This window comes from Pontibacter litorisediminis, assembly GCF_029360645.1.
Lineage (GTDB): Bacteria > Bacteroidota > Bacteroidia > Cytophagales > Hymenobacteraceae > Pontibacter > Pontibacter litorisediminis.
In genome coordinates this window covers 99,347-123,177 of the sequence record NZ_JARDUA010000010.1, presented here as the reverse complement: position 1 = coordinate 123,177, position 23,831 = coordinate 99,347, and the positions used below count along the sequence as shown (strand labels likewise).

At 40.9% G+C, this 23,831-nt stretch carries 17 protein-coding genes; 6 read left to right on the top strand and 11 right to left on the bottom strand.

What is annotated here, in order from left to right; all coding sequences use genetic code 11:
* The first annotated feature begins 281 nt into the window (after positions 1-281).
* The 6 genes from PXG97_RS20670 (at position 282) to PXG97_RS20645 (ending at position 9,991) form a co-directional block, all read left to right on the top strand.
* Positions 282-1,073 (top strand): polysaccharide lyase family 20 protein, encoded by a 792-nt coding sequence (locus tag PXG97_RS20670; protein ID WP_276499747.1) that lies wholly within the window; start codon positions 282-284, stop codon positions 1,071-1,073.
* A 546-nt stretch (positions 1,074-1,619) separates the two neighbouring features.
* Positions 1,620-2,603: a polysaccharide deacetylase family protein gene (locus PXG97_RS20665; protein ID WP_276499746.1), complete on the top strand. Its 984-nt coding sequence runs from the start codon at positions 1,620-1,622 to the stop codon at positions 2,601-2,603.
* A gap of 133 nt (positions 2,604-2,736) precedes the next feature.
* Positions 2,737-3,885 (top strand): DegT/DnrJ/EryC1/StrS family aminotransferase, encoded by a 1,149-nt coding sequence (locus PXG97_RS20660; RefSeq protein WP_276499745.1) that lies wholly within the window; start codon positions 2,737-2,739, stop codon positions 3,883-3,885.
* 92 nt (positions 3,886-3,977) lie between these two features.
* A complete protein-coding gene (locus PXG97_RS20655) occupies positions 3,978-5,660 on the top strand; it encodes a GNAT family N-acetyltransferase (protein WP_276499744.1) in 1,683 nt (560 codons plus the stop codon).
* A gap of 72 nt (positions 5,661-5,732) precedes the next feature.
* Complete coding sequence (locus PXG97_RS20650) at positions 5,733-7,379, top strand: GNAT family N-acetyltransferase (protein ID WP_276499743.1); 1,647 nt, start codon at positions 5,733-5,735, stop codon at positions 7,377-7,379.
* A 1,229-nt stretch (positions 7,380-8,608) separates the two neighbouring features.
* Positions 8,609-9,991: an exopolysaccharide biosynthesis polyprenyl glycosylphosphotransferase gene (locus tag PXG97_RS20645; RefSeq protein WP_276499742.1), complete on the top strand. Its 1,383-nt coding sequence runs from the start codon at positions 8,609-8,611 to the stop codon at positions 9,989-9,991.
* Between the two features lie 301 nt (positions 9,992-10,292).
* On the opposite strand, the gene PXG97_RS20640 is transcribed toward PXG97_RS20645, so the two are convergent.
* The 11 genes from PXG97_RS20640 to PXG97_RS20590 form a co-directional block, all read right to left on the bottom strand.
* Entirely contained in the window at positions 10,293-11,600 is a 1,308-nt protein-coding gene (locus tag PXG97_RS20640) for a nucleotide sugar dehydrogenase (RefSeq protein WP_276499741.1), read from the bottom strand.
* A 4-nt stretch (positions 11,601-11,604) separates the two neighbouring features.
* Positions 11,605-12,624, bottom strand: a complete 1,020-nt coding sequence (locus tag PXG97_RS20635; protein WP_276499740.1) for a DUF354 domain-containing protein — start codon at positions 12,622-12,624, stop codon at positions 11,605-11,607.
* A gap of 38 nt (positions 12,625-12,662) precedes the next feature.
* Complete coding sequence (locus PXG97_RS20630; RefSeq protein WP_276499739.1) at positions 12,663-13,598, bottom strand: glycosyltransferase family 4 protein; 936 nt, start codon at positions 13,596-13,598, stop codon at positions 12,663-12,665.
* 16 nt (positions 13,599-13,614) lie between these two features.
* On the bottom strand, positions 13,615-14,781 hold the full coding sequence (locus PXG97_RS20625) for a glycosyltransferase family 4 protein (RefSeq protein WP_276499738.1): 1,167 nt from the start codon (positions 14,779-14,781) through the stop codon (positions 13,615-13,617).
* Positions 14,782-14,875: 94 nt separating this feature from the next.
* Positions 14,876-16,006, bottom strand: a complete 1,131-nt coding sequence (locus PXG97_RS20620; RefSeq protein WP_276499737.1) for a glycosyltransferase family 4 protein — start codon at positions 16,004-16,006, stop codon at positions 14,876-14,878.
* Between the two features lie 143 nt (positions 16,007-16,149).
* Positions 16,150-17,112 (bottom strand): glycosyltransferase family 2 protein, encoded by a 963-nt coding sequence (locus PXG97_RS20615; protein WP_276499736.1) that lies wholly within the window; start codon positions 17,110-17,112, stop codon positions 16,150-16,152.
* Positions 17,113-17,244: 132 nt separating this feature from the next.
* Entirely contained in the window at positions 17,245-18,000 is a 756-nt protein-coding gene (locus PXG97_RS20610) for a P-loop NTPase family protein (RefSeq protein ID WP_276499735.1), read from the bottom strand.
* A gap of 263 nt (positions 18,001-18,263) precedes the next feature.
* Positions 18,264-19,691 carry a nucleoside/nucleotide kinase family protein gene (locus PXG97_RS20605; protein WP_276499734.1) on the bottom strand — a complete coding sequence of 476 codons (1,428 nt, stop codon included), beginning with the start codon at positions 19,689-19,691 and terminating at the stop codon, positions 18,264-18,266.
* A gap of 48 nt (positions 19,692-19,739) precedes the next feature.
* A complete protein-coding gene (locus tag PXG97_RS20600) occupies positions 19,740-21,026 on the bottom strand; it encodes a hypothetical protein (RefSeq protein WP_276499733.1) in 1,287 nt (428 codons plus the stop codon).
* Between the two features lie 6 nt (positions 21,027-21,032).
* Entirely contained in the window at positions 21,033-22,184 is a 1,152-nt protein-coding gene (locus PXG97_RS20595; protein ID WP_276499732.1) for a glycosyltransferase family 4 protein, read from the bottom strand.
* 9 nt (positions 22,185-22,193) lie between these two features.
* Positions 22,194-23,750, bottom strand: a complete 1,557-nt coding sequence (locus PXG97_RS20590) for a lipopolysaccharide biosynthesis protein (RefSeq protein ID WP_276499731.1) — start codon at positions 23,748-23,750, stop codon at positions 22,194-22,196.
* Positions 23,751-23,831 lie beyond the last annotated feature (81 nt).

The following is a 23,831-nucleotide window of genomic DNA, read 5'->3' as shown; positions in this document are numbered from 1 at the left end:
ACCGACGGCAAGGCCGGCACGCCAAGGACCGTCACCTTCACGATCACAAAATAACAAGGCAGCAGCTCCCCCTTTCCGGGGGCGGCGGGCTGGCAGCGGAGCGGCGCGGGGGATTCCCCTGCGCCGCTTCTTTTTTGCTCCTCCTGCAAAGGATTGGGATGGAATGGCAAATGATTTACATATTAATACTGAATATGAATCAGAGATAGACAACTCGCTAATCACTAACCCGTACTTATTTAACTAAAATGATATAATTTTTAATTTTATGTTGTTTTAGCATGTCCAAATTTTATATAGCTGTGTGGACGGTGATGCAACTTTGTTTGCCTATATCTAATCCTTGCTTGAATAGAGGTTTGGTAGATGATGTAGTAATCAATAAAATATATACTTCTAAATTACTCTTCAATGAAGATTTCGAGGGGAATTCTGTGTTCAAGGGGGCTAAGCTTCAGTCAAGCACTTCATATGGTTTTAAAGTAGTTGCTGATCCTGTTTACGAGGGAGAAAAGTCAGGGCGCTTCGAACTTAGGGATACCGATCTTGAAGCTAGCAACGGTACGAGGGTTGAATTCCTCTTTCCGAAGAGTACTCTAGTAAAAGAGGGATGGTATGCCTTTGATGGTTTCTTTCCAGCATCACATTATGAAAAAGACTCTAATATGGATCATATAAATCAGTGGCATCAAGGAAAAGGATCTGGAAGTCCAGCCTTGCAGTTGCTGACTGAGGATGATCAATTCAAAATGCTTATAGGAGGTGGTAGCCAAAAGCATAAAAGGTATGTGTTAGGCAATGTACAAAAGGACGTGTGGCAACAGTTTGTCATCCATGTCATACATTCACCGAATGAGGACGGCTTAGTTGAAGTTTGGTTAAACGGTGAAAGGGTATTGAAATATTCTGGCCCGACTATGTATGCCGAGTTTGCATACCCGCGATGGAAAATTGGTATCTACAAGGATGACTGGAATGGGAATAAAACGACTGATACGAAAGAAAGAATCTTTTATGTTGACAATGTGAAATTGGGAAGCAAAGCGGCAAGCCTTAACGACATGAGGGAATAGTTGATGGTGGTGCGCTACCATATGATCAAAATAAGCGCCGTGGCCTTAACCTCTGCCTCTGATTGTGTTTATAATTCTGCGCAAGGAGTCTTTTCCTTGCATGGGGAATGTCTTCTACTTTAACCGTCTTCTAAATTAAGGTCATAATATAAAATGATTTGCTACTAAAGGCACCTATTGGATCGGTCAATGGGTGTATAGTAAATCAAGAGCCCACCTTACTACAGTCACTCGATTACTTCCTTAAAGAATTTTCCAGATTACGTGACATTCTTGTTGTAACGTATGGCGTCTTTGTCTTTACGTACTGGTGGCAGTACTTTACCAAATTTAAATATTTTTACAATATTTTGTTATTAATTAATAGAACATTTAAGGGGCTTTGAAGTATATAATTTTAAGCAAAACAAGCATGAATAATTCCTCAACTGGTTTCTTGAATGTTTAAAACCATCGCTAATAGTAATCTCATTATTAAGCTTTGGTGGTTAAATGTTTAGCAATAGTGTAATCAGCAATAAACGTCTAATGTTAAGTGTCAAAGCAATGAATGTAAGTTTCAGAAATGTTTTTGGGTGGTTTGTTGCTTGCTTATTGATCATGTTTGGATTTGTAGGGCGAGCGGTTAGAAGGGCTAAACGTGGAGAGTGCTTGCTTTCTATTTATTTTCACAAGCCATCAAGAAGTGAATTTGAAACTTGCATCAAATGGCTTAAGAAAAAGGGCTTTATATTTATAAGCACAAGAGATATTGAGAAGATAATACAGCAGGAGCTTCCCTTTCCCATGGGGGCAGTGTTAATAACTGTTGATGATGGTTGGCAGACTAATGAAGCTAACATTGTGGAAATAGCGAATAAACACCAGGTGCCAGTAACAATCTTTGTGTCTACATCTCCTGTAGAGGAAGGTACTTACTGGTGGTCCTATATGCTTGAGGCAAAAAGAAACCGGTTGAAAAGTCCTCACATAGAAGCTATGAAAAGAGTTCCTGATCATGAAAGGCTAACTCAGGTTGCTAAACTTAAGCGAAAGCTGACGCTGGAGAGAGAAGCAATGACGGTTGACCAAGTCAGAAAGATGGCCGATTCAGAGTATATTACTGTAGGAGGCCACAGCCACACCCATCCTATTCTCACTAACTGTACAGATGAACAGGTGTATTTTGAGTTACAATGCTCTAAGAGAATACTTGAAGGCTGGATAGGAAAGCAGGTGCCCTTTTTTGCTTACCCAAATGGCGATTATGGCCTTCGTGAGGTTCAAACGCTTCAAAAGCTAGATTATAAGTTAGCCTTCAGTTGTGAGCCAGTGCCATTGACACCTGCAAGTCTTGGGAAAACTTATGAACTACCACGGTTAGGCTTTTTGGAAGGTGCTTCTTTTGAAGAGAACCTCTGCAGAATTGTAGGCGTCTGGCACCCCATCATGAGCAGGCTCAAATTTCCATTCTACAGGAAACATTCATATAAAAGGGCAGATGCATTGAGTGCCAACTGTGCGGCCAGTACAGTGCTTTGTGAAAGTTAAACCCGTTTCATATGATGGTTAGAGAGTACAGCTAACTTTAGTGGCAAAATATACTGCTTCTAAAGCAATGCCAAGGCTATCCTAGTAAACTGGATATGTTCATTTGTTATTAAAAAGTACAGGTTGGTAAGGTATGAGAAGCTCTAATTCTTTCATTTCACGGCGGCAGGCAATTTGGCCGACGTTAAACCCCAGTGTTCACTCCCGAAGTCGCTCAGAATGGATTCCCTTTCCACTCGATCAGGAGAGCTGCAGAATATATTCAAAAGCACGCCACGCAATCTGGAATGCCTGTACTACGGTTGGCCTAGGTGAGTTGGATACTGTTCTTGTTCCTGCTTATCACCATGGGTCTGAGGTAGAAGCACTTTTGAAAGTAGGCCTTAACATAAAGTACTATGAAGTAAATGATGCACTTGAGCCTGACCCTAAGGATCTGGAGAGGCTGCTTGAGCCAAATGTAAAAGCGCTTTACCTCATACATTACTTGGGCTTCCCGCAAGATGCGTCTTTCTGGAGGCAATGGTGTGATCAACGAAACCTGCTCTTGATAGAGGATGCAGCTCAGGCCTTCTTGGCAATGCATGAGGGGCAGGCAGTGGGATCGTTTGGGCATATCAGTGTTTTCTGCCTGTATAAAACATATGGACTACCCGACGGTGGAGCTGTATTTTCTGTACGACCTCCTGTTCCTCCTGCACAGCGAGCCAAGATAGGCTTGTGGCCACTGTGTAAAAGACACCTGAACTGGGTGGCGGCACGACGGGCAGAGATAGGCTTACTTCATCAGCTTATCAAGCCGGTTTTTGCCTGGTGGAAGAGAATAAACGAACAGCCTCATGCTGAATTTGATTTAGGGAACCCTTACACGCCACCTTCCTTGATGACTACTTACCTTCTCCCGAAAATAGTGTCAGAAGGAACAGCCCAAATAAGACGAGATAATTATAATTTTTTGTTGGAGCATCTCCATGACCTAGTTCCACGTCCGTTCTCATTACTTCCAGAGGGGGCTTGTCCTTTTGCTTTTCCTATAGAAGTGGGCGACGCAAAGTTGTTCCTGAGTAAATTAAGGCAAAAAGGTGTATTAGGGCTCCTTTTCTGGATCAATCCACATCCTTCTCTTCCCGTGGAAGAATTCCCCAGAAGTAGGGCTCTGCGAGAAAACTTGCTAGCACTACCTGTCCATCAAGAGCTAACAAAAAATAATCTCTTCATGATAGTAAACGCAGTACGAGAATGCCTTGAGTCTAAATCTGAAATAGTTGTTTCTGCCGTCTAGCAATTTGCTTGTTTAGGAGAAGAGCTGGACGGCTGCTTACAGAGAATGTGGTAAGTTCAGAGAGAGAATCACTAGTATAAAAAATTGAGGACATGCAGAGCAATAGCACCATTGATGCCACTGTTGTAGCAGAGCTGGTGACAGGGGAAAGAGTCTTTAAATTACTGTTAGAGCTAGAATTTCAAACTGCTTGGGATACCCTCTACAGCAACTGCCCTTGGAGCACCGTATTCCAGAGCCGTGAATTTGTTTCATCGTGGTATACCACCTATAAAAGCGAATATTTGCCCATTTTGGTTATGTCCTCAGAGGGAGGGAAACTAATAGGGCTGCTGACGATGGCACTGCCTTTGAAAAGCTTTGGGAGTAGTGCTTTAGCAAGTGCCAAAGGTCGTATTATTGGTGCTGGGCAATATGAGGCGGAGTACCAGTGCTGGTTGGCAGAAGTGGAAGACGACGGTTCTTTTGTCAAAGCTGCAATTAAAAAATTGCGTACGGAGTTTCCCAATTGTGATATTCATTTTAGATTCTTGCCTCCGAATACGCCTTTAGAGTGGGCAACAAGAGACCCAAAATGGCGTAGCCAACTGGTGCTGCAACCCTATAAACGACCATTGATGGATTTGCATGCCCCTGATGTATCAAAATTATTCCGAAAGCCTGAATACCGTAATAAACTAAACCGGCTTAAGAGGCTGGGAGATCTGGACTTTGAGATTGTGACAAACCTAAATCGGTTTGCAGCAATTTTACCTGAGCTTACTGTGCAGTACGACTTTCGGCAAGGAGCCATGTTCAACAAAAATCAGTTTAGAGAGAATCCGCTCAAGGCAGAACTCCTTTTAGTAATGTTTGATCAGGGCCTGCTTCATGTTTCTGTACTAAAAAGCAATGGAGAAATTGTCGCCTCCATCGTAGCCGTTCAAGGCAAAGGTTGGGTACACTTAGGGGGGATAAACGTCCACTCTCCACTCCATGCCGATTACTATTCACCTGGTTTCGTTCATTTTATAATGTTGGGCCAGTATTTACTATCAGAAGGAGTTGATGTCTTCGATCTTACACCAGGGGGTGATTCCTATAAAGAACGTATGGCAACTGGACATGATGAGGTGTATGAACTTGTGATACCTTGCAGTATCGTGCATAAGGTTAAAAAGCTGATCAAAAAGCAGCTGCACAACCGGCTACTTACTGCAGGATTAAGACCAATGAGTGTTGAGCTCGCTATAAAAAAGATGGTGTACCTATCTAAGAGAAGAATAAAAGCAGCCTCTAAGCCAGACTTTATTTACGCTCAGCTACTGCGAATAAGGCTAGTGTTTACGGGGACCGATCAAAAGTTGCTGGAGGTCCCATATAAGCCTGAGGAGTACTCCCCACAGTCATTAGAGGTCAAAATCAACAGCCTCAGCGACCTTCTTGGCTATGCCCCCTGCAGGCTTGACCCGACGCGTTGGGAGTTTCTCTCAGAGGCCATGCGGCGCCTGGAGGGGGGGGAGAGCTGCTACACCTGGAGTGACGGCGGCAGCCTGCTGGGCTGCGCCTGGCTGGCCGGTCCGCGTACGTCAGTGCCGGGGGAAGTTCCGGAGGGGGCGGCCATGCTGCAGGGGCTCTACCTGCATGCGGCCGGTGTCGGCAGGCAGGGGGACTTCCTGAAGGCGGTGGCCGCGAGGCTGGAGGGACCGGTGTATGTCGTCGCAGACGCCGCCTTGCAGCGAGCTTTGACAGAGGGAACAAATAACAAAACAAAAGGTCTTGCCCACAAAGCGTGAGAGAGCATTATAACTGTTGAATTTATATGTTTAACCGGGAAGTCCATTATATAATCTGGGGTTGATGAAAGTATGAATATAGACTATGACATTTCAGTATCAGATATAGGTTTATCAGAGACTTTGCAGATTTCTCCCAAAACTGAGGTTCTTACAGGGAAGGAGGTTCTAGAGGAGCTACGAAATGAAGCGTTTTTAAGAGAATGGGATAGCCTTTACGAAGTATGTACATGGGGTACTGTTTTTCAAAGTCGCCCGTATGTGACTACATGGTATAAAGTTTACTCAAGCAGTTTTTTGCCCGTCTTAGTTCGAACTATGTGTCATGGCAAACTTACTGGTCTTCTTGCTCTGGCGCAGGGTAATAATGGTGAACTCACTGGTGCAGGGGCAGAACAGGCTGAGTACCAGGTCTGGTTATCAAATGCACTCGACGAAGAAAGTTTTATAAAAGCGGCCTTCAGTGCAGTAACTAAGTATTTCCCAGACAAGAAGTTTAAGCTTAAATATATTCCTGAAGGCGCATGTGTTAAGTGGGCAGAACGAGATGCATATTGGAGAAGGCGATGCGTGTTGCAGGTTGCCTCACAGCCATTAATGGTCATCAATGAGGCTAATTTCACCCAAGAGCTCCGAAAAAAGAACAGGAAAGAGAAAATTAACCGTTTACGTCGGCAAGGGCAATTGAGATTTGAGCGTGTCTCCGACAGCGCTGAGTTTTCTGCAGTTTTTGATGAACTTTCCTTGCAGTATGATTTTAGAAAAGAAGCTATGTTTAACAGAAGCTTTATTCACTCAGACCCTCTAAGAAAGGTCTTTCTGCACTGTTTATTCGAACAAGGCTTGCTGCATACCACTCTATTGAAACTTGATGAAACTATAATTGCATCTAACGTAGGCGTATCAGGTAAAAACGTTGTGCACTTGCAAGGGATGAATACTCATGCTCCATCCTACGCCAAGTATTCACCGGGAATTATTCACTTTCTGATGCTTGGAAAACAATTAGCTGATGAAGGTATAGCAGTTTTCGATCTTACCCCTGGAGCTGACGCTTACAAAAGTAGCTTGGCAACAGGTTTTGTAATTGCTCATCAGCTTGAAATAGTAGGTGCTTATAGCAAAATAATCAAAGGACTAAAATTCATAGTAAAAGAGCAGCTAAAAAAAGCTGCTTTGGTAGTAGGCTTGAAGCCGCAAGTCCTAAAGAAGGTGAAGTGGCAGATTAGATTCATAAGAGTTAAATTAGCTGAAAACAAGAAAGAAGGGGTCTATCACTTTATTAAACTATTATTTAAAAGCACTGCTGGAGCAAAGGTGATTCGTATATTTGAAGGCTCAAGTAAAGGCAAACAGGCTGAAGGGGTTGAGGTCAAAATCAACAGCCTCAGCGACCTTCTTGGCTATGCCCCCTGCAGGCTTGACCCGACGCGTTGGGAGTTTCTCTCAGAGGCCATGCGGCGCCTGGAGGGGGGGGAGAGCTGCTACACCTGGAGTGACGGCGGCAGCCTGCTGGGCTGCGCCTGGCTGGCCGGTCCGCGTACGTCAGTGCCGGGGGAAGTTCCGGAGGGGACGGCCGTGCTGCAGGGGCTCTACCTGCATGCGGCCGGTGTCGGCAGGCAGGGGGACTTCCTGAAGGCGGTGGCCGCGAGGCTGGAGGGACCGGTGTATGTCGTCGCAGGCGCCGCCTTGCAGCGAGCCTTGACAGAGGAGCCGTAAAGTAATTACAGAGATCCCTAATGCGGCGCTTTTGTAATTTTTTTCACGGTCATTAGCTCACATTCAGCACTCTGTAACACTGGGTGTACTGAAAGATGCCTCATATGATTAGTAGCATGGTAACCTCTATTATAGGGGAATAGCAAATAAATTAGTATCAAATGATCTTCAATAGATACAAGAGTATTTTGCTGGTTTTCTCCCGAAGTTATTACTCCTACACTGAAGAAACGGGCAACTTACTACAGTAAGTCAAAAGGAGTTAAGAGGAAAAGCATATAAGTTTAGCAAGGACTGAGTCTGCTCTTTTGTACAATTAGAGATGGGTGCCAAGATAGAAAAGCCCTGAGTAATTGGGTATTACGGATGTAACAGCAACTGTGGCCGGATTGAGCAAATAAGTGCTGTTTGTTTATCGCTAGTATTTTGACTTAACCGTGACTATGACAACATTTAGAAAAATTTTGCATTAAACATTGTTTATGATGTGTCTGGCTTCACTCAAGTGTGTCTTTTGCGAGGTATGTTATACAGTTGGCAGGATGGGGCAATATTGTTAGCCTCATATTATCATGAGCTACACTATGAAGAATAGGTGGAGCGCAACCTAAAGAAGCTCCAAGAAATTTATCCTTTCGCCTGTTTTACAAACAGTAAGTTATACTTGTAGAGGTTGTTACAAGGCGTTTGAAGGCACTTTGGAAAGATATTATGTGATGTAAATTTATTTATAAAAAAAATAACATTAATGGTATCTTAATTTTGGTATTCTAGTATAATACTAAAGTATATTTAGATTGTTTAAAAAACAAATTAATGGATTATTTATACTATTCTATATCAAAATGCTTATGCCTTTCATGATAGTTGATGTTTAGATGCAGTCTCTTCTTTAGTTGATAAAATAAATTTATGATGAAGGAAAATCTTCTCCCATTTGAAAACAAAGTTTGAAGGAAAAGCAAAATTCAGTCTCACAATTCGTGTGGCTGAGAGCATACCATCTGCCGATGTAAGTTTAGTTTGATGACAGTCATTCCTTAACTATAGTGCCTGGCCTGTAACATTCAGGTAAAGTAAAAACAAGCGACCCAACACATTCCGCAGCTTTACTGCCCTCACCCTTAAGCTGCTGAGCACTTGACCAAAGTGCATAAGGCATTACGTCTCATTTGTGATGCCAAAAGGCTTCTAAGTAAATCGAGTATAAATTATTTAAGTGCAAAAATATGATAAGATCTAGACAAAAAATCACAGCGGTGTTTTTGGAGAGGGAGGCACTAACTCTTGTTTTCACAGTTTTCATACTAGCTTACTTAGTGGATAGCGCAGCTCATATAGATACACGTTTGCTTATCATTATTGATGTCTTGCTATTGTGCTTTATTGTAAGCTACACCAGGGTAAAATCTACAATAAAACCATCAGAGGCACGTACCATACCACTGTTAACTAGGTTTGTTAAAGCTTATGCAATTTTTATTTCGCTAGCAGTTATTACTTACTATGTTTTTCCAAACTTATTTTCAAGCACTCTGCATAACATCAAGTTAATAACAGCCTTCGTGTTAGGTTTCCCAATTCTGGGGCTACCACTCCACTTTTTAATTGGAGGCATAATTAGCCAAATTAAAGCTAGCAGAGATAACCGAAAAAGTACATTGATTGCCGGTATAGGAAATTTGGCTGCTAGTGCTGAAAAAGAGCTATACGGGTATAGAGTAAAGGGGTACATAAAATGTAAAAATGAAGAGTGTAGGGTAAGCCAAGATAAAATTGTCGGAGATTTAGATAGGATCCACGATTACTTAAAGAATAATCCGGTTGATGAAATCGTAATAGCACTACCGGTGAAGCCATCAAAAAAAGTACGGAACATCTTATCTGCTGCTGACTATTATGGGGTAAGAGTTAAATATGTCCCGGATTATCAAAGCTTATTTGGGGAGCATTATAAAACGAGACGATATGGCCATTTGGAAGCTGTAAACGTTAGACAGTTGCCTTTAGATAAAACTCATGCAGCACTAGTAAAAAGTACATTTGACCTTCTGTTCTCGATAGGCGCTTTGTTGATGCTATTCCCTGTTTTCCTATGTCTTGCAATTTTAATCAAAATTGATTCTCCAGGTCCAGTATTTTATTGCCCGGTGAGGATTGGGAAAGGAGGTAAACCTTTTAGGGTATTTAAATTCCGTAGTATGAAGGAAAACGATGAGGTTTCCGGGGGCTTGTTATCCACACATAAGGGCGATCCAAGAATTACGAAGTTGGGGCGAATTATGAGAAAATATAGTTTAGATGAGCTACCACAATTCCTTAATGTGCTCCTTGGTGAAATGAGCGTTGTTGGTCCAAGACCACATAGAAGTTACCTAAATAAGCAGTTGCAAGAGACGGAAGATAAATATATGACGAGGCATTACTATAAGCCCGGCATTACCGGATGGGCACAAGTAAATGGATGGAGAGGCCCAACTGAAACAAAGGAGCAGAAGAGCCAACGTACGCTGCATGATCTCTGGTATATGGAGAACTGGTCACTTAGTCTAGACTTAAAAATAGTATATATGACACTGTTTAGCCGGAAGGTTCATAAAAATGCTTTCTAGTTGTTAGTGATTCCTCTTAGAAGAGGAGAGGCCTTTTTACAGTAAAGTGGGTATTGTCATTAATGATTAAATTCCAAACATTGATACATGAAGCAGTTTTAGAGGGCAAGTCTTGTTTGCGATGAAGCCGTCTATCTAATACTGTAACCCAAAAATAAAGCCCTCTGCATGCATAGTCAGTGACAGTTGTCCGGACAAATGCTAACAGAGGGCTTTTTAAGTTGTGGGATATATAGCGAAATAGTTATATTATGATTAAGATACTCGCAGCTTAGAATATATTGATAAAATCATTAAGATTTCACCAGCATATGCCTTCATAGTTAGGGAGGTTTTCAATGGCCGGTATTCTTACTAAATCTATCACAGCCTCTTTGTCTTTTAACAAGTCGCGGTAGGTTTCAATGTCAAAATTTTTATGCGTTATTACCACGATGTCATTCATGCTTAATGCCTTTTCCAAATCCTGTGTAATAAGCTCTGATAGGTGGGGCAGACGCTCATTGATAAAGGCTTTGTTTGCACCGATCAGTTTTGAAAGTCGAACATTTTCATCATAAATAGTAATACGATACCCTTTCCCAATCAAGGTTTCGGCCAAATCAACTGCAGGGCTGTACCTAAGGTCATCTGTACCTGCTTTAAAACTTAAGCCAATGAAACACACATTTCTTTTTCCTGTTTTGGCCACCATTTCATAAGCCATCTTCTTTTGATACTCGTTAGAGAGATCTATTCCACCAAGCACTGGTGTGTTAACATAATTGTCATGGCCCAGTGTAACAAATCCTTTCAGATCTTTTGGCAGGCAGGAGCCTCCATAGGCAAATCCAGGTCTAAAATATGCAGTAGATATATTCAATCGAGTGTCTTTGCAAAATAACTCCATTACCTTGTGGGAATCAATGGAGAGTGCTTTACATACATTACCTACTTCATTTGCAAAGGCAATTTTTAAAGCATGATAAGAGTTGTTAACATACTTTATAAGCTCTGCTATCTTTATATCTGTAACCTCTATAGGAGCATCTAAGCAGCTGTATAAAGATGACACTTTTTCTATCGCCTCCACACTGTCTCCGCCTATTACAGTAACAGACGGGTGGAAGTAGTCTTTAACCGCTGATCCTTCCCTTAAGAACTCAGGATTTGAAACCACAGAAAAATGCTCACCTCTTTTCTTGCCCGAGTACTTTTCTATTACCTCCCCAAAGCGTTCATTTGTTCCTGGTAGTACAGTGCTTCGAATAACTATTGTATGAAAAGAATTCTTTTCCTTTAGCGCTAGGCCTATTTGCTCAGCTGTTTTGAAGATGTAAGATAGATTCAGGTGGCCATGAGGCGAGGAGGGAGTACCGACGCAGATGATGCTAATATCGGTGTTTAAAACAGCCTCATCGGCACACACAGTCGCTGCTATTCTGCCAGAGTCGAAGCCATCCTTTATGATCTTATCAATGTCTTTCTCTAGTATGGTAGGTTTTCCTTGATTGATAAGATCTACTTTAAATTGGCTTATATCTACGCCAATTACCCGGTGCCCGTTCTTTGCAAGGCATCCCAGACTTACACAACCTACATACCCTAATCCGAAAATTGAAATATCCATAGTATTAGCATTTATAGATGTTAATCTGATCTTTCATAAACACTATCATGTCATCCCAGCTTTCGAGTAACATGTTTCTTGTACGAAGTTGTGCTCCCTCGTTGAAGTCCTCAGAAACTACCTCATTTATATAAGGAAGTGAGGACTTCCCAGGAAGGTGTTTTAAAATTTGATATCCCATCAGGAGTTCATTGGCCTTCATGTTTCTAATGCCACAGTACACGCTAGGCACCCCTAACATTGCTCCTTCTCTAGCCATGGAGTCGCCAGAAGAAACAACCATTTTTGAGTAATAGATGAGGGAATGGATGTCTCCAACTGGTTCCTGAAGAATTGTCCAGTGTTTTGGAAACTTATGGGCGATGCTTTTATCTTCTAACGAAAGCACTACTGGGGCGCTTGGATCAATCTGGTGTGAGAAGCTACAAACTATAGCATCTTCTTGGTCATAATAGTTAAAAGACTTATTACTTACCTCCCGTATAAAGATGTACTTATGTGGTGTAAGCCCATATTTATCAAGAACCTGAGTACTGGGATTAAATCTTTTGGGACTTAGGTAACTCCACTCTTTGAGGCAATTAAAGGTTGAGTTTTTTTTATTCTTTTTTACAATAGGGGGGAAGAACAATTGGTTTGAAAGCGTTGCATTCAGGCTGTTTATCTTACCTCTTTCTGGGTCGTCATAAAATTGGATTACGGGAATCCCTGTAACCCGGCATGCAAGAGCTAGAGGTATACTACTGGCAGCTACACAGATGTTATACTTGTTTCTCCTGATAAGCTCCAGAAAAACGAGCGTACGCTTGATATTTCCGTCCCACAAAATCGACCATTTCGTACCCTTACTGCTGCCTACTGGAATTGTTTTGAATCCAGCATACTCCGTTTCAATGATTCGAGGTAACTTACCTCTTTCGAGGTAACAAATCGTTACATCCCATTCTTCATCTTTTAACTCCTTAGATAATCCCTTAAATAAGTTGAGTTGTGCAGGGTGCTTGATGTCAAACAGTATTTTCATGAGGCTTGCAAAGAAAAGTGTTGTACTCTGGGTGTTTTTTATTTTAGAGCTTTACTGTAAATGTTATACAGCTTATCAGAGATCAGTTTGTTGCTATATCTCTCCAGTACAGGGGTTCTGTTCTGAATTCTTACTTTTTCTATAGAAAGGAACTGTAGGCGCTTCACATACTCATCAACTTTTTTAGGCACAATAAAACAGTTGTCTGCATTAGAACAGATTGATCGTACTTCACCCACGTCATTAGAAACAATGGGCAAGGAGTTAAGTATGGCCTCTTTGATTACTTGAGGGCTTCCCTCTCTTGAGCTACACATAATCAAGGCATCAGCTGCTTGCATTAATTTGGTAAGTTCCTCTCTTGAGTATCCCTTGAGTTCTATGAATTTTACAGACCTTGACGATATACTGGAAAAGCTCTTAATTACTTTGAAGGCGAACGCTGGATCTTTTTCGCTGCGCCCGAAGTTCGAGGAGAAAAGTACTATGAAATCATTTTCTCCCCAGTTGAAAGCTCTTCTAGTGCTTTCTCTGTGCGTTAACTCCACCTCAGTATCAACTCCACAGGGAACAACAGAGCAGCTATTCTTAAAATATTTAAGCATTTTCTCCGACACAACAATATTATGTGCTGCGAAGCGGGCGGCTAACAATGATAGCTGCCGTTCAGTAACCTTATTTATATCGCTGCCGTGGTAGGTTATAATAAATTTGATCCTGTTCAAAAAAGCTATCTTGTGTATGACTGCAACCAGCCCGGCTAACCCATAGTGGACATGAAGTAGATCTGGCTTGTTTTCGCTGACATAATCAGCTAACTGTTTCGCTGCTCTTATGTATCCGATGACACCTCCTTGGCGGATGAGGAAATGCCTAATGCTAACGCCGAAATTCTCTATTAGGGCAGAAGCCTGTTCTTCTATAAATGGATGCGGCTTTCCAGAATCCGAGCGGCTGATAAATAATACGTTCATACCATTTTAATTAGCCTCACAGAGAAATCGTAGAGTTAATTCGGTTAGATTGAACACTTTGGGTTCTATTCAGAGGCTGAGTTAGAACTTGTCTGAATACTTCCTCAAAAGCTTTTCCCATTTTCTCTAGAGAGAACTCCTCGTCTATTATTTCCCGGCTCTTCTCTCCATACCTTTTGCGTTTGGTTGTATCATTGATTAAATCTAGAATCAATCCGGCAATCTCTTCATCTGTTTGGCTGCTAATGAGGTACCCATTCAAGTTATGTCGAACAAGCTCTTTTGTTCCGCCCGCCTCATTGGCTATAACTGGCTTCGATAATGCCATATATTCCATAATGGAATTAGATATTCCTTCACCATTCATGGAGAACAGGACACCTATATCACAAGCGTTTACAAGCGCCTCCACATCATCGATTCTGCCGGGTAGTAAGATTTGGGGGTTTGCTTGTGTTAAGGCTAAAAGCTTGCTAAACTTAGCGTCATCGTGGCTTTCACCTACACCTATAAAGGTAATGTCGTTCCGACGCTCGGTGACGAGGGAAGCTACTCTGTAAAACAAATCATAGTTCTTATTTGGAGAGAATGAGGCGGACATTACAATGGTATAGGGTGTAGCGATGCAGTATTTTCTTTTTATCCACTCTACATCAGGTAGGTTATAAAAACGCGCCATATTGATGCCATTGTAGATTACTTTTCTTTTTTTTAATGGAGGTTTGAACGTTTCAGCACCTGCTATAGAGTTGGCTAACACCACATTGGAGAAGTAAAAGTTAACTTTATCAATAGCTCTGGAGATCGACCACTTACTTATTTTAGGAGGCGCCGATGTTATTTGGCTATTTACCAAAGGAATCTTCTGTAATACAACCGCAGGAAGCGAGTACAGCGTTTGAACTCGTCCCCACGTGTGAATGAGTTGCGGTTTATATGCTTTGCATATAGTATAGAACTGGTAAAGTACAGCGTACTTACTCCCTTCTATGACTCTATAAGGTATTTCAAGGTTATGAAAGTCAGAGAAATGCACCTCGTTTTTTGTCATTACTAATAGAAACTCATAACGTCCTTTATCTTTCAAATAAGTGAGAAGCTCGACTAACCTTCTCTCCTTGCCACCTGTTTGAAGGCTCCCGATGAAAATGAGGATTCTGATTTTGTTTCGAAAAGTATTCATACATCTTGTAGGATTACCTAAGATTTAATGACAAACCACTTGCTTTTAGAGAAGATAACTTTGTTGCCAAAGTGAGCCATTTCATGTTTATATTTCAGTTACACAGACTCATCTGCTTTTCATTGAGAATGTCTAGTAACCTTCTTGCCAAATGATCATGGCTATGGTGTTGGGAGACATACTGTAAGGCTTTTTTAGACATCAGTTCATAAGAACTGGCTGTAACAGCTGCATACTGCCTGGCAAGGTCCTGGGCATTCTCATAGACAATGCCTAAGCAGTTTGTTGTGATAAATCCATCTGGGTTTACCTTGCTACTACTTATTATGGGAGTGCCAACTGCCATTGCCTCTAAGAATGTGTTACTAAAACCCTCATAGTATGAGGTGTTGAGGAGAAACTTAGCATTTGCTATAAATGACTGAACCTCGTTTCTTTTCAGAAAGCCAACAAATTTGACATTAGGCAGCTGGCGAAGCTTTTCCAGATAGCGTACAGTTTCATTGTCTAATTTTGGTAGTTCTTTCCCAGCAACCCAGAATTGCTCATTTTGAAGACTGGAGGCAATTTCATACAAAAGTTTTAGGTTCTTCTGATATTGAAAAAGCCCAACCCAGGCAATGTAACCCCTTGCCCTAGTATCAGATAGTTGTTGTGACGGCTTTAGTAGTATTGGGTTAGGTAGCTTTACAACATATTTGCCAGGCAGTTTCTTTTTAATATTTTCCAGTTGATATTCATTTTGGCAAAGAATGCAATACGCTAGCTTCATCCCTGACTTTAGAAAGAAATGATGAGCTCTAGAGTAGTGTTTAAAAAAGCGTTCATCAGTTAGGTTGTCGTTTGAAATTCTTAGAACATACCTTATTTTAAGGTACCGACACAAGGAGCCAATTAGGAAAGAAGACCAGCCTGGTATGCTTTGGTATAAATAATCAGGCTTGGTGCTTCTCACTTTCTTGTAGATATAGGGTAACCTGTAGTATACCCACCTTATCCATCGAACTCCTTTTTGTTGATCATATAACGGTATGATATTGAACTCTTTGTACTGTTCCTTTATGACTGCATCCTTTGCAGGTCCTGTAAGCACATAAATCTCTTGACCAGCTTTAGACAGGCCTTGTATCCATCCTAGGGTTTGAACAGCAGCTCCTCCAGATGGCCTTTCATCCTTTTGAAGGATGTTTATAAGTTTATCATCGTAGAATAAAAATTTTGCCATTTTGGTGAATAAGCGGTATTGTATGAACGTTTATGGTATTAAAAGAAGAAGAATACTTAAGCTGATAGGGGAGTGGCTTCATTTATATGATTACTTTACACTAACAGAAACTTTGTTAAAAAGCAGTCTCCTTTCGTAGCATGTCATGGTGATCCACTATCATAGAAGTTCGCTACGTAAGCCATTGTTTTCCCTCTTGCCAACCAACACTTACTCCTCTTATAGAGAGGCAAAATTTTCTTGACTAAGAGAATCAGAGGTTGGGGTATACGATTTAGAATGTATAAATATTTCCACTTTTCTTTAGCCAGTGTCGTGTATCTGGTTCTTTCTTCAATCTCCAGGCTTTTTAACTGCGGAGCTCCGTACGCGTACCTAATTCCAGCGGAGATAGCTTTGCTGGCAATGAATTCATTTCTATAGAAGTTGTTATCCTCATAAAGGTCAAACCATGATTCTTTGCAGGTGTCAAGTTTGCCTCTTCTCAAATGGTAACTACTGTTCCGGTTATCATAAGTAGCTAGGACTTTCGGCGAAAAAACAATTTTATATTTAATAGCTATTTTCGCCCAAGTATAATCATCCTCCCCTCCATACATTCCTGGCGGAAAACCTCCAACAGCGTCTAGGGCTATTTTATGAACTACGGTCGCAGATGTCCGCATGATGTGATTGGTTGCTCTAGTTTTAAAGAAGTCTTCGATGAGACCTTCTTGCAACCTTTCACATTGCGAGAAGGATCTGTTTCGTGTTATTACCTGATAAGCGGTGGTGAAAACGTGGTTCTGGGGATAACTTTTTATCAGTTTTGCGATTTCTTCCAAATAGTTAGGGGCCCAATAGTCGTCCGCATCAAGAAAAGCTAAGTAGTCATACCTTGCTTTCAGCACCGCGTTATTTCTCGCTTGGGAAACTCCGGCATTTTCCTGAGAGGAAACATATAACCGAGGGTCATTGAAGGAGTTTACCACATACAAGCTATCATCTGTCGAACCATCATTGATAATAATTACTTCAAAATCCTTGAATGTTTGGTTCAGAACAGAGTTAAGAGTGACAGCTATCGTCACCTCTTTATTATACAGTGGAATTATAACGCTGAACAATATTTTATGGAGTTAGAAGGGTGGACAATGGGTTATGTTATCAAGCGCTTACTGGCTTCGGCTCTAAGCTTTGTTTCCTGCCTCATGGAGAGCCTTATAACTAAGTGACTTTTCAGGATACACCTACAGGCGCTAAAGTTGGTTTAGGAAGTTGTTTATGTATAGGATGTTTTCGCTTATCGGTTTCTCCCCATCTACTTTGCATACGTATACATTGAAGTTTCGGGATTTCTCCGCAATAATATTTAATAAGTTTTGCCACTTTTCTATGTCCAACAAAAGCGCCTCATCATCCTTGTTCATGTGCGAGGCTATGATCTTTTGCCGGCCCTTCAGCCTATTGAAAATTACTTCTTTGTCTTCGGCATCGATAAATAGTATTGCCCGTGGCAGGGGAAGCAAGGACAGGTAAACATTGATAAGTTCGGTTACGTACTGCTCATCATCATTGATGAAAAAAGATTTCTGAAGTAAGCCTTCGTTAATGACGCACGGCTTTGGGCAGTTGCTTTCAAGAACTGCCTGATATCTGCAGAAGTCATAGAAGAGGTGATAGGCAGCTCTGAATCGCTTATCTACCTCCTGGCTGTTGTAGATCCTACTATCAGACAAAAGATTCCAAAAGAAGTTCGCTAAAATGGGATTGTTGTCTATAAACCTTAACCCATATTCTGTGGGAATGCTTTTAGAAAGCTTTTTCCTTAAAATTTTTTTTGTGTAGTAAATCAGGAAATTATTAAAATCCAGTATAGAAGGTCTTTCTGGAAGCAGGAGGGCATCCTGATAGATCCAGTTGGAGCTTTCTTCCCACAACCCGCAAAGCGAATCATATATAGTTGTTTTCCCTACACCGGGAGGACCGACGATCTCTATTATTTTCGGCTTCATTTAACAAATAGGAATAATCTTGGTTTTGCAGGAGTCAATGCTGTAGATGCATTGACTTTTCAATAAATACTGGACCTCCATGCTTCAGAATTGTAATTTTTCTGCTTCGGAGCCAAGTATAAATGAATCCTGTCCTTGATTATTTCATATACGCTTCTGTGATGAAACCGTTAAGCAATTTTGTTTATAAACAATATAAAATTGAATTTAATTTAAAAATATTTTATAGTATCTAGTTAAAAGAAAAATAGGTGATTTCTAGATCACAGAATTGCCCAGATTTCTCTTTTTAGATTTAGAAGCACTTGGTCATATGGCTTATTAGCATCAATATTGATAATGGTTGAGTTGTTGAAGTTTAAACTGTCTAAACTCTCACACTTCTTTTTTATAAGAGCAAAACTATGCTCAGGTTTGCGTTCAAAGGCTACAGCAGGCAAAACTTGGAGCCTGAAAATCACATCTGCACCAATTTGTTGAACCTCCTGAAAAAACCTAAGCTCTGCTTTAGTGGCCCAGTTTATTTTTGAGTGACTGCACTTGGGGCCATCATTAATGCCTTGCACTTCTTTCTGAGGAAATCTGTCGCAAATGATTACGCTACCTTTCTCACTTAGCTCCCTTGCTAAGCGCAACATGTCAACTTTGTGTTTTATAATAATGACATGATAGAAATCCCCTATTAGTTTTCTTGTTAGCCGTGACACTATGTTACTGCCGACAAATAAGTACAACTTCGACAGTAATCTTCTATCATAGCTTTTAATGAATGGAACCTTGCCCATATAAAAATAATGGGTGTCAATCTTGAAAGTCAGCCATTTTATTAGATCATTACTCAATGTGCTTTTTCCAGAACCGTCACTGCCTACTAAAGCTATAACCTTTCCTTGCTTCTGAAACGTTTTTTTGCGCTTTATAGGACCTGCAAAGAGAGTGAGTTTATCGAACGACTTTAAGTGGTACTTGAAAAAAACAGATCTAAACGAAGTATAAATGCTGTTCTTAATAATTGAGTCAGAAAGCTGCTCAAAGTAGAATTTGGCTAAGTTTCTAATGTCGTCCAGGTTTTGATTTTCTATTATTTCCCTAATCTTTAGAGCTATACCTTCTGGTGCTTTAAGCTGTAATTCAGAACAAATAAGAATAAATTTATCTACCTCAACTTTCTTAAGCAGTTCAACTAACTCTTCTTTCTTCTCTAAAAATACTTGGGGTTGGTTGAGTGGCTTTGTGCATCCTTTTGCCCATAGCCTTAATAGTAGTATTAAGGTTTCCAACTCGGGTTCCGGGATAGGCCATCCCGTTTGTTGATCAGTTGTTATATGTTTAAAGAACTGCTGCATCCACGGCAAACGGATGTACCTGCCGTAAGGGAGTGTGATAACTAAAGCATAGTGTGTATGCAGGTGTAGGAGATTGCCAGTCTCATAATCGAAGCCTATCCAATCCTCCACCTCAGGATATACATTCCATGGCTGGCTTTGCACTTTCTTATAGCCTAGTCGATGCATGACACTTTCGAAAGAATCACGGCTACCTTCATTGACCAAGATCTCTAAGTCAGTTTTACCCTCTAATGATTCTAAAAGGTGGTTATTACCCTTCCAATGGGCAAATGTTGTACAATGCTTCCTAAGTTCTGAAAGAAGTACAGAAGTGGCTTGTGTTGCTGTGAGTGTCGTATGCATGGAGCAAGTTCTTAAGTAATGGTAGTGCGGCTCATTAGAATTTCTCCGCTACACATGATGCAATTTTGATGACTGTAGAGTTGAGTGCTGCGCGTTGTGTGTTGCTTCTATATCTGCGGTTTCTGTTTCATCTTCTGCAAGGGGGAGCTGGAGTACCAGGAAGAGCATCATCATTGCTCCAACTTCTGTGTATCTCCCTGTTATTGTGAAAACAATGAATGCGACACCACAGAAAAGTATGGTTAAGTAATCCGTTCTTGTTTGTGCTGCTTTCCATGATGTTCTAAATGCAGAGAAGACCATCAATAGATAAAGGAAAAGCCCGATTAAGCCGCTTGAGTGTGTAATGCTTGTTAAATCTCCATGGAGGCTCCTATCATCTAACGCTCCCCTGCCATAGTTCCCCCAGCTATTGAATAGCTCAAAACCGGTGAGCGGACTATAATCACGATAAACAAACATGTCTTTATACAGCAGTTCATACTCAATAAATCTCTTCTCTTCCTCCAATTCACGCTCATCAAGTTTTCTCAGCTCATATCTTTCCTTGAAGCTGTCAGCGAGATCTGTTGTGAAATAAACTGTACACCCAAGGGCAACCGCGAGGAACCCAAAAAGCACAAAGGTCTTAGCCTTGTCCACTGTAAGAATGGTTAAGTAGGATATTAGGATTCCTAATAGACTGATACCCATAACCGATCTTCTTAAGCTTAGTAGAATAAATGAAAAAGTTACGACTAAAACGAGAAGATTTACTGCGCTTTTATTTTGAATGAAACCAAGCGCGACGATGTAGATAGCAAAAGTAAGAACATTGAATCCTGCGGCATAAACATTACCATATAAGATACCGCTGCTAATGCCGTACATTTCATAAGGAGAGTAGCCTTTTACAGTTGACATCAAAACGTTGCAGGTAAATAAGACCAGCAAAATCAACGCTGTGCTGGTCAACTCTTTGAAAATAACCTTCTTCGTGTACTTCTGGTAAAGTGTACTTATACAGGGGATGAGTGTGAATAACCAGAAAACTGCAAACAAATAAGGTCTAATATAAACAATGTCGCTGGACTGAGGCAGCAAAACTAGAAAGTAAAGAGAAAGCAGGAGAGCAGGTAGGTTTTGCTTGTAGTATGATGGATTCCAGAATATAAAGGCAAATATGATGAAAGAAACAGTTAAATAGAAGACAGAGGCTGGAAGAACAGGATTAACCATACTGTTTGCGAAGAATAAAACTGGCAGGTACATAACCGCTAATTCTTTTTTCTTTAAAAAGATATAAATAGCGAATACATAACTTAGTAGCTCAACTACAAGAAAGAAAGCACTCATTTTTCCTTAATTTAGATCCTTTTCCCGCTTAGGGGTTTGTATTTTAAATCGCTTTTCTATCAATCCCGAGAATTTAGAATAGCAAGCCTGACCAGAGAGATTCTGTTCAACATAAGATAGGGCCTTACTACTCATTGCACGCACTTTGGAAGCATTGCTCAAAAAGGCTTCCAAAGCGGCAGTAAGTTCTTCAAGTGATGATGATTTGACAATGAAACCATTCTCGTTATTGCGGATATGGATACTTGATCCACAAGTATCGGTGCATATGACCGGTAGGCCATAGGCCAAGGCTTCTAAAACAGAGATACTATACGGTTCGTTAATAGACGGTAATACAAAAACATGGTGACTAGCATATAATTCAGCCATTTGAGGAAATGGTACATTGGTTTTTAGCTCAACAAAGTTTGAAAGACATTTTCTTTGTACTAAATCCTCTATCATTCTGTACCTTTCCATCTGCTTCTTTGTCACACACTCTCCGGCCATTGTCACTTTGAACTTGTACCTGTCCTTTAATATACTTACAGCTTCTAATAACAGGAGGTGCTTTTTCCTTTCCTGATGATATTTGCCAATCATTAAAAAGTGGGGAACTGTAATACTCTCTTTACCTACTAAGATGTTAGCTGATTGTATGGGTATGGGCAGTGGAACATAGTACATATGCTTCGGATGCTTAAAGTGATGTTCGCCTAACAATGGTGTCATCCAGGCAGCCTTGAAAAAGCTAATGGTAAGCATCTGTTTGAAGAAGGTAAAGGTTGTCCTGTATCGATTTAGTTCTTCTTGGGTATAGAAGATAATTTTACTTTTATTGAACAAAGCACAAAAAGCTGCAACCAGGGAAAAGCAAGTGTAAGGGTCCCTTATTACCACAACTGCGGGTTTTAAGCTCTTGAATTCTTTCCAATAGTTTACGATGTTAGGGAAGTAGTAATAAAAAGGCCTTTTCTTCTCAACGTCGCCTATAACCTTCTCAACCAACAGCGAGACTTTACTTTGCTTATAGTTAACCGGGGTTAGTAAACTATGATCTTCAGTAGGACCCAAGTAACTGACATGGAAGTAAATTTCATGCATGTTCTCCTGAAGCGTCTTTACCAACTGATACTGATTTGTATGAAATCTGGGGGCAACAAACAGGATTCTCATAGCTTGATACTAGTCAGATTTTAAAAGCTTAATAGAAAGAAGCAGTTGAAAAATTTCTTTTCTGCTGCCTCTAGTTAAACCTAGAGCAGCGAAAACAACAAGTGTCGCTAAGAAAACAACAGGTGCCAAGCCGACCATCTCTAACAGGCTTAGTATTTTAATTTGTACCGACAGGAATCCTGCCACGGTGAGCATTGTCAGTGATACCACTACAGGCCTGGCTCTTTCGAACACTGATTTGGTTAAAGCTCCCTGTATTTTGCGTTTAAGTATTCTTTGCTGCCCTAGCAGTAAAATAAATTTCCCGATTAAGAGGCTTATACATAAACCAATAATCCCAAGTTTGCCAACTATAATGTAACCTATAATCAAAAATGCAGCACCTGCAGCCACAGTTAATATTACCTTCTCTCTAAGGTCAAGTGTGGCACTTATAATGTAAGAGTCGTGCTTGATGAAAGTATCTTGAACCACTAGGACCATTATGAGTGTATTGGCAATATTCCCAGCGAACATTCCTTCGCCCACCCATGCGTTCAAAAATGAATGATTAAGGAAGATGATGGTGACACCGGCAGCTGTTGTGAAAAGATATGTTATGTTATTGATGCTGCCTATAACCTTTTGCACCCTGTCATACTCCTCAAGCCCTAAAAGCTTTCCTATACCAGGAACAATCCCCAATATGATACGGTTGATCATTCCCTGCAATGCTAGTGGCAGAAAGAGAGTGAGTGTGTAGTATGTTACAACAACTGGTCCTGCTAAAATTCCGAGTAGGATTTTATCGCTGTTCTCAAGAAGAAGGTTCGCACTTGTATCAGCCAGGTACCAACTGCTAATTTTGCTAAAGCGCTTTATTTTCAAAAAGTTTGTCTTACCAAACCCGAACCAACTAACTGTTTTTTTTACAGTTATGTAATAGGTTACGCCAATAACAAAAGCTATCAACACCTGAACGACTGAAAGACCAATTAACCCGTACCCATGGGTTAGCACCAGTACCTTTAAGGCTCCTCCTGCAGCAACAACACCGGCTCTCAAGCCCATACGCTTAAACGAAAGGTTCATGCCCCTCAAGACCGACTCATAAAGGTCAAAGAGTTTGGTGACAACGAGTGAAAGGATCATCAGGGAGCAAGTCACTCTGATTAAGGTGTAATACTCGAGCTCTACTTTCGTAATGGTAGGTGCGTACCATGATGCGATTCCACCTGCAACTAATACAAGAGGTATAATAAATAGCGTTATTGCAAAAGCACTGGTTACATCGCTTCTAAGCTCCTCTTCATCCGCAATGTCCTTCTTTTTAGCGACTGTCCACTTAAGAACTTGAGTTGCTCTAGTATCCGCAATTTTTGCGTAGCCTGTCATTTGCCCTAGCATTTGCCAAACACCGTACATCGAGCTTCCCAGGCCACTTACAATAAAAGGACTTACGATAAATCCTGTTAATTGAGTAACGGCAAAATCAATGATGCTTGTTAAGGAGTTAAGATAAGCCCGCTGCTTTAGGTTCTCCTTCTTTTTAGCAAGGGTAAGGGGAGATGCTATTTCCTTTTCCAACTTAAAAAGCATTATTGATTATTCGATATGAGTTTGCCTGAAGCAACAATGAAATAGGTATGGGCGCAAAGCCTTAACTAT

Bases quoted from the DNA above. Each gene is read 5' to 3' on its own strand.
- PXG97_RS20670 (WP_276499747.1), top strand. From the start codon at position 282: ATGTCCAAATTTTATATAGCTGTGTGGACGGTGATGCAACTTTGTTTG.
- PXG97_RS20665 (WP_276499746.1), top strand. From the start codon at position 1,620: ATGAATGTAAGTTTCAGAAATGTTTTTGGGTGGTTTGTTGCTTGCTTA.
- PXG97_RS20660 (WP_276499745.1), top strand. From the start codon at position 2,737: ATGAGAAGCTCTAATTCTTTCATTTCACGGCGGCAGGCAATTTGGCCG.
- PXG97_RS20655 (WP_276499744.1), top strand. From the start codon at position 3,978: ATGCAGAGCAATAGCACCATTGATGCCACTGTTGTAGCAGAGCTGGTG.
- PXG97_RS20650 (WP_276499743.1), top strand. From the start codon at position 5,733: ATGAATATAGACTATGACATTTCAGTATCAGATATAGGTTTATCAGAG.
- PXG97_RS20645 (WP_276499742.1), top strand. From the start codon at position 8,609: ATGATAAGATCTAGACAAAAAATCACAGCGGTGTTTTTGGAGAGGGAG.
- PXG97_RS20640 (WP_276499741.1), bottom strand. From the start codon at position 11,600: ATGGATATTTCAATTTTCGGATTAGGGTATGTAGGTTGTGTAAGTCTG.
- PXG97_RS20635 (WP_276499740.1), bottom strand. From the start codon at position 12,624: ATGAAAATACTGTTTGACATCAAGCACCCTGCACAACTCAACTTATTT.
- PXG97_RS20630 (WP_276499739.1), bottom strand. From the start codon at position 13,598: ATGAACGTATTATTTATCAGCCGCTCGGATTCTGGAAAGCCGCATCCA.
- PXG97_RS20625 (WP_276499738.1), bottom strand. From the start codon at position 14,781: ATGAATACTTTTCGAAACAAAATCAGAATCCTCATTTTCATCGGGAGC.
- PXG97_RS20620 (WP_276499737.1), bottom strand. From the start codon at position 16,006: ATGGCAAAATTTTTATTCTACGATGATAAACTTATAAACATCCTTCAA.
- PXG97_RS20610 (WP_276499735.1), bottom strand. From the start codon at position 18,000: ATGAAGCCGAAAATAATAGAGATCGTCGGTCCTCCCGGTGTAGGGAAA.
- PXG97_RS20605 (WP_276499734.1), bottom strand. From the start codon at position 19,691: ATGCATACGACACTCACAGCAACACAAGCCACTTCTGTACTTCTTTCA.
- PXG97_RS20600 (WP_276499733.1), bottom strand. From the start codon at position 21,026: ATGAGTGCTTTCTTTCTTGTAGTTGAGCTACTAAGTTATGTATTCGCT.
- PXG97_RS20595 (WP_276499732.1), bottom strand. From the start codon at position 22,184: ATGAGAATCCTGTTTGTTGCCCCCAGATTTCATACAAATCAGTATCAG.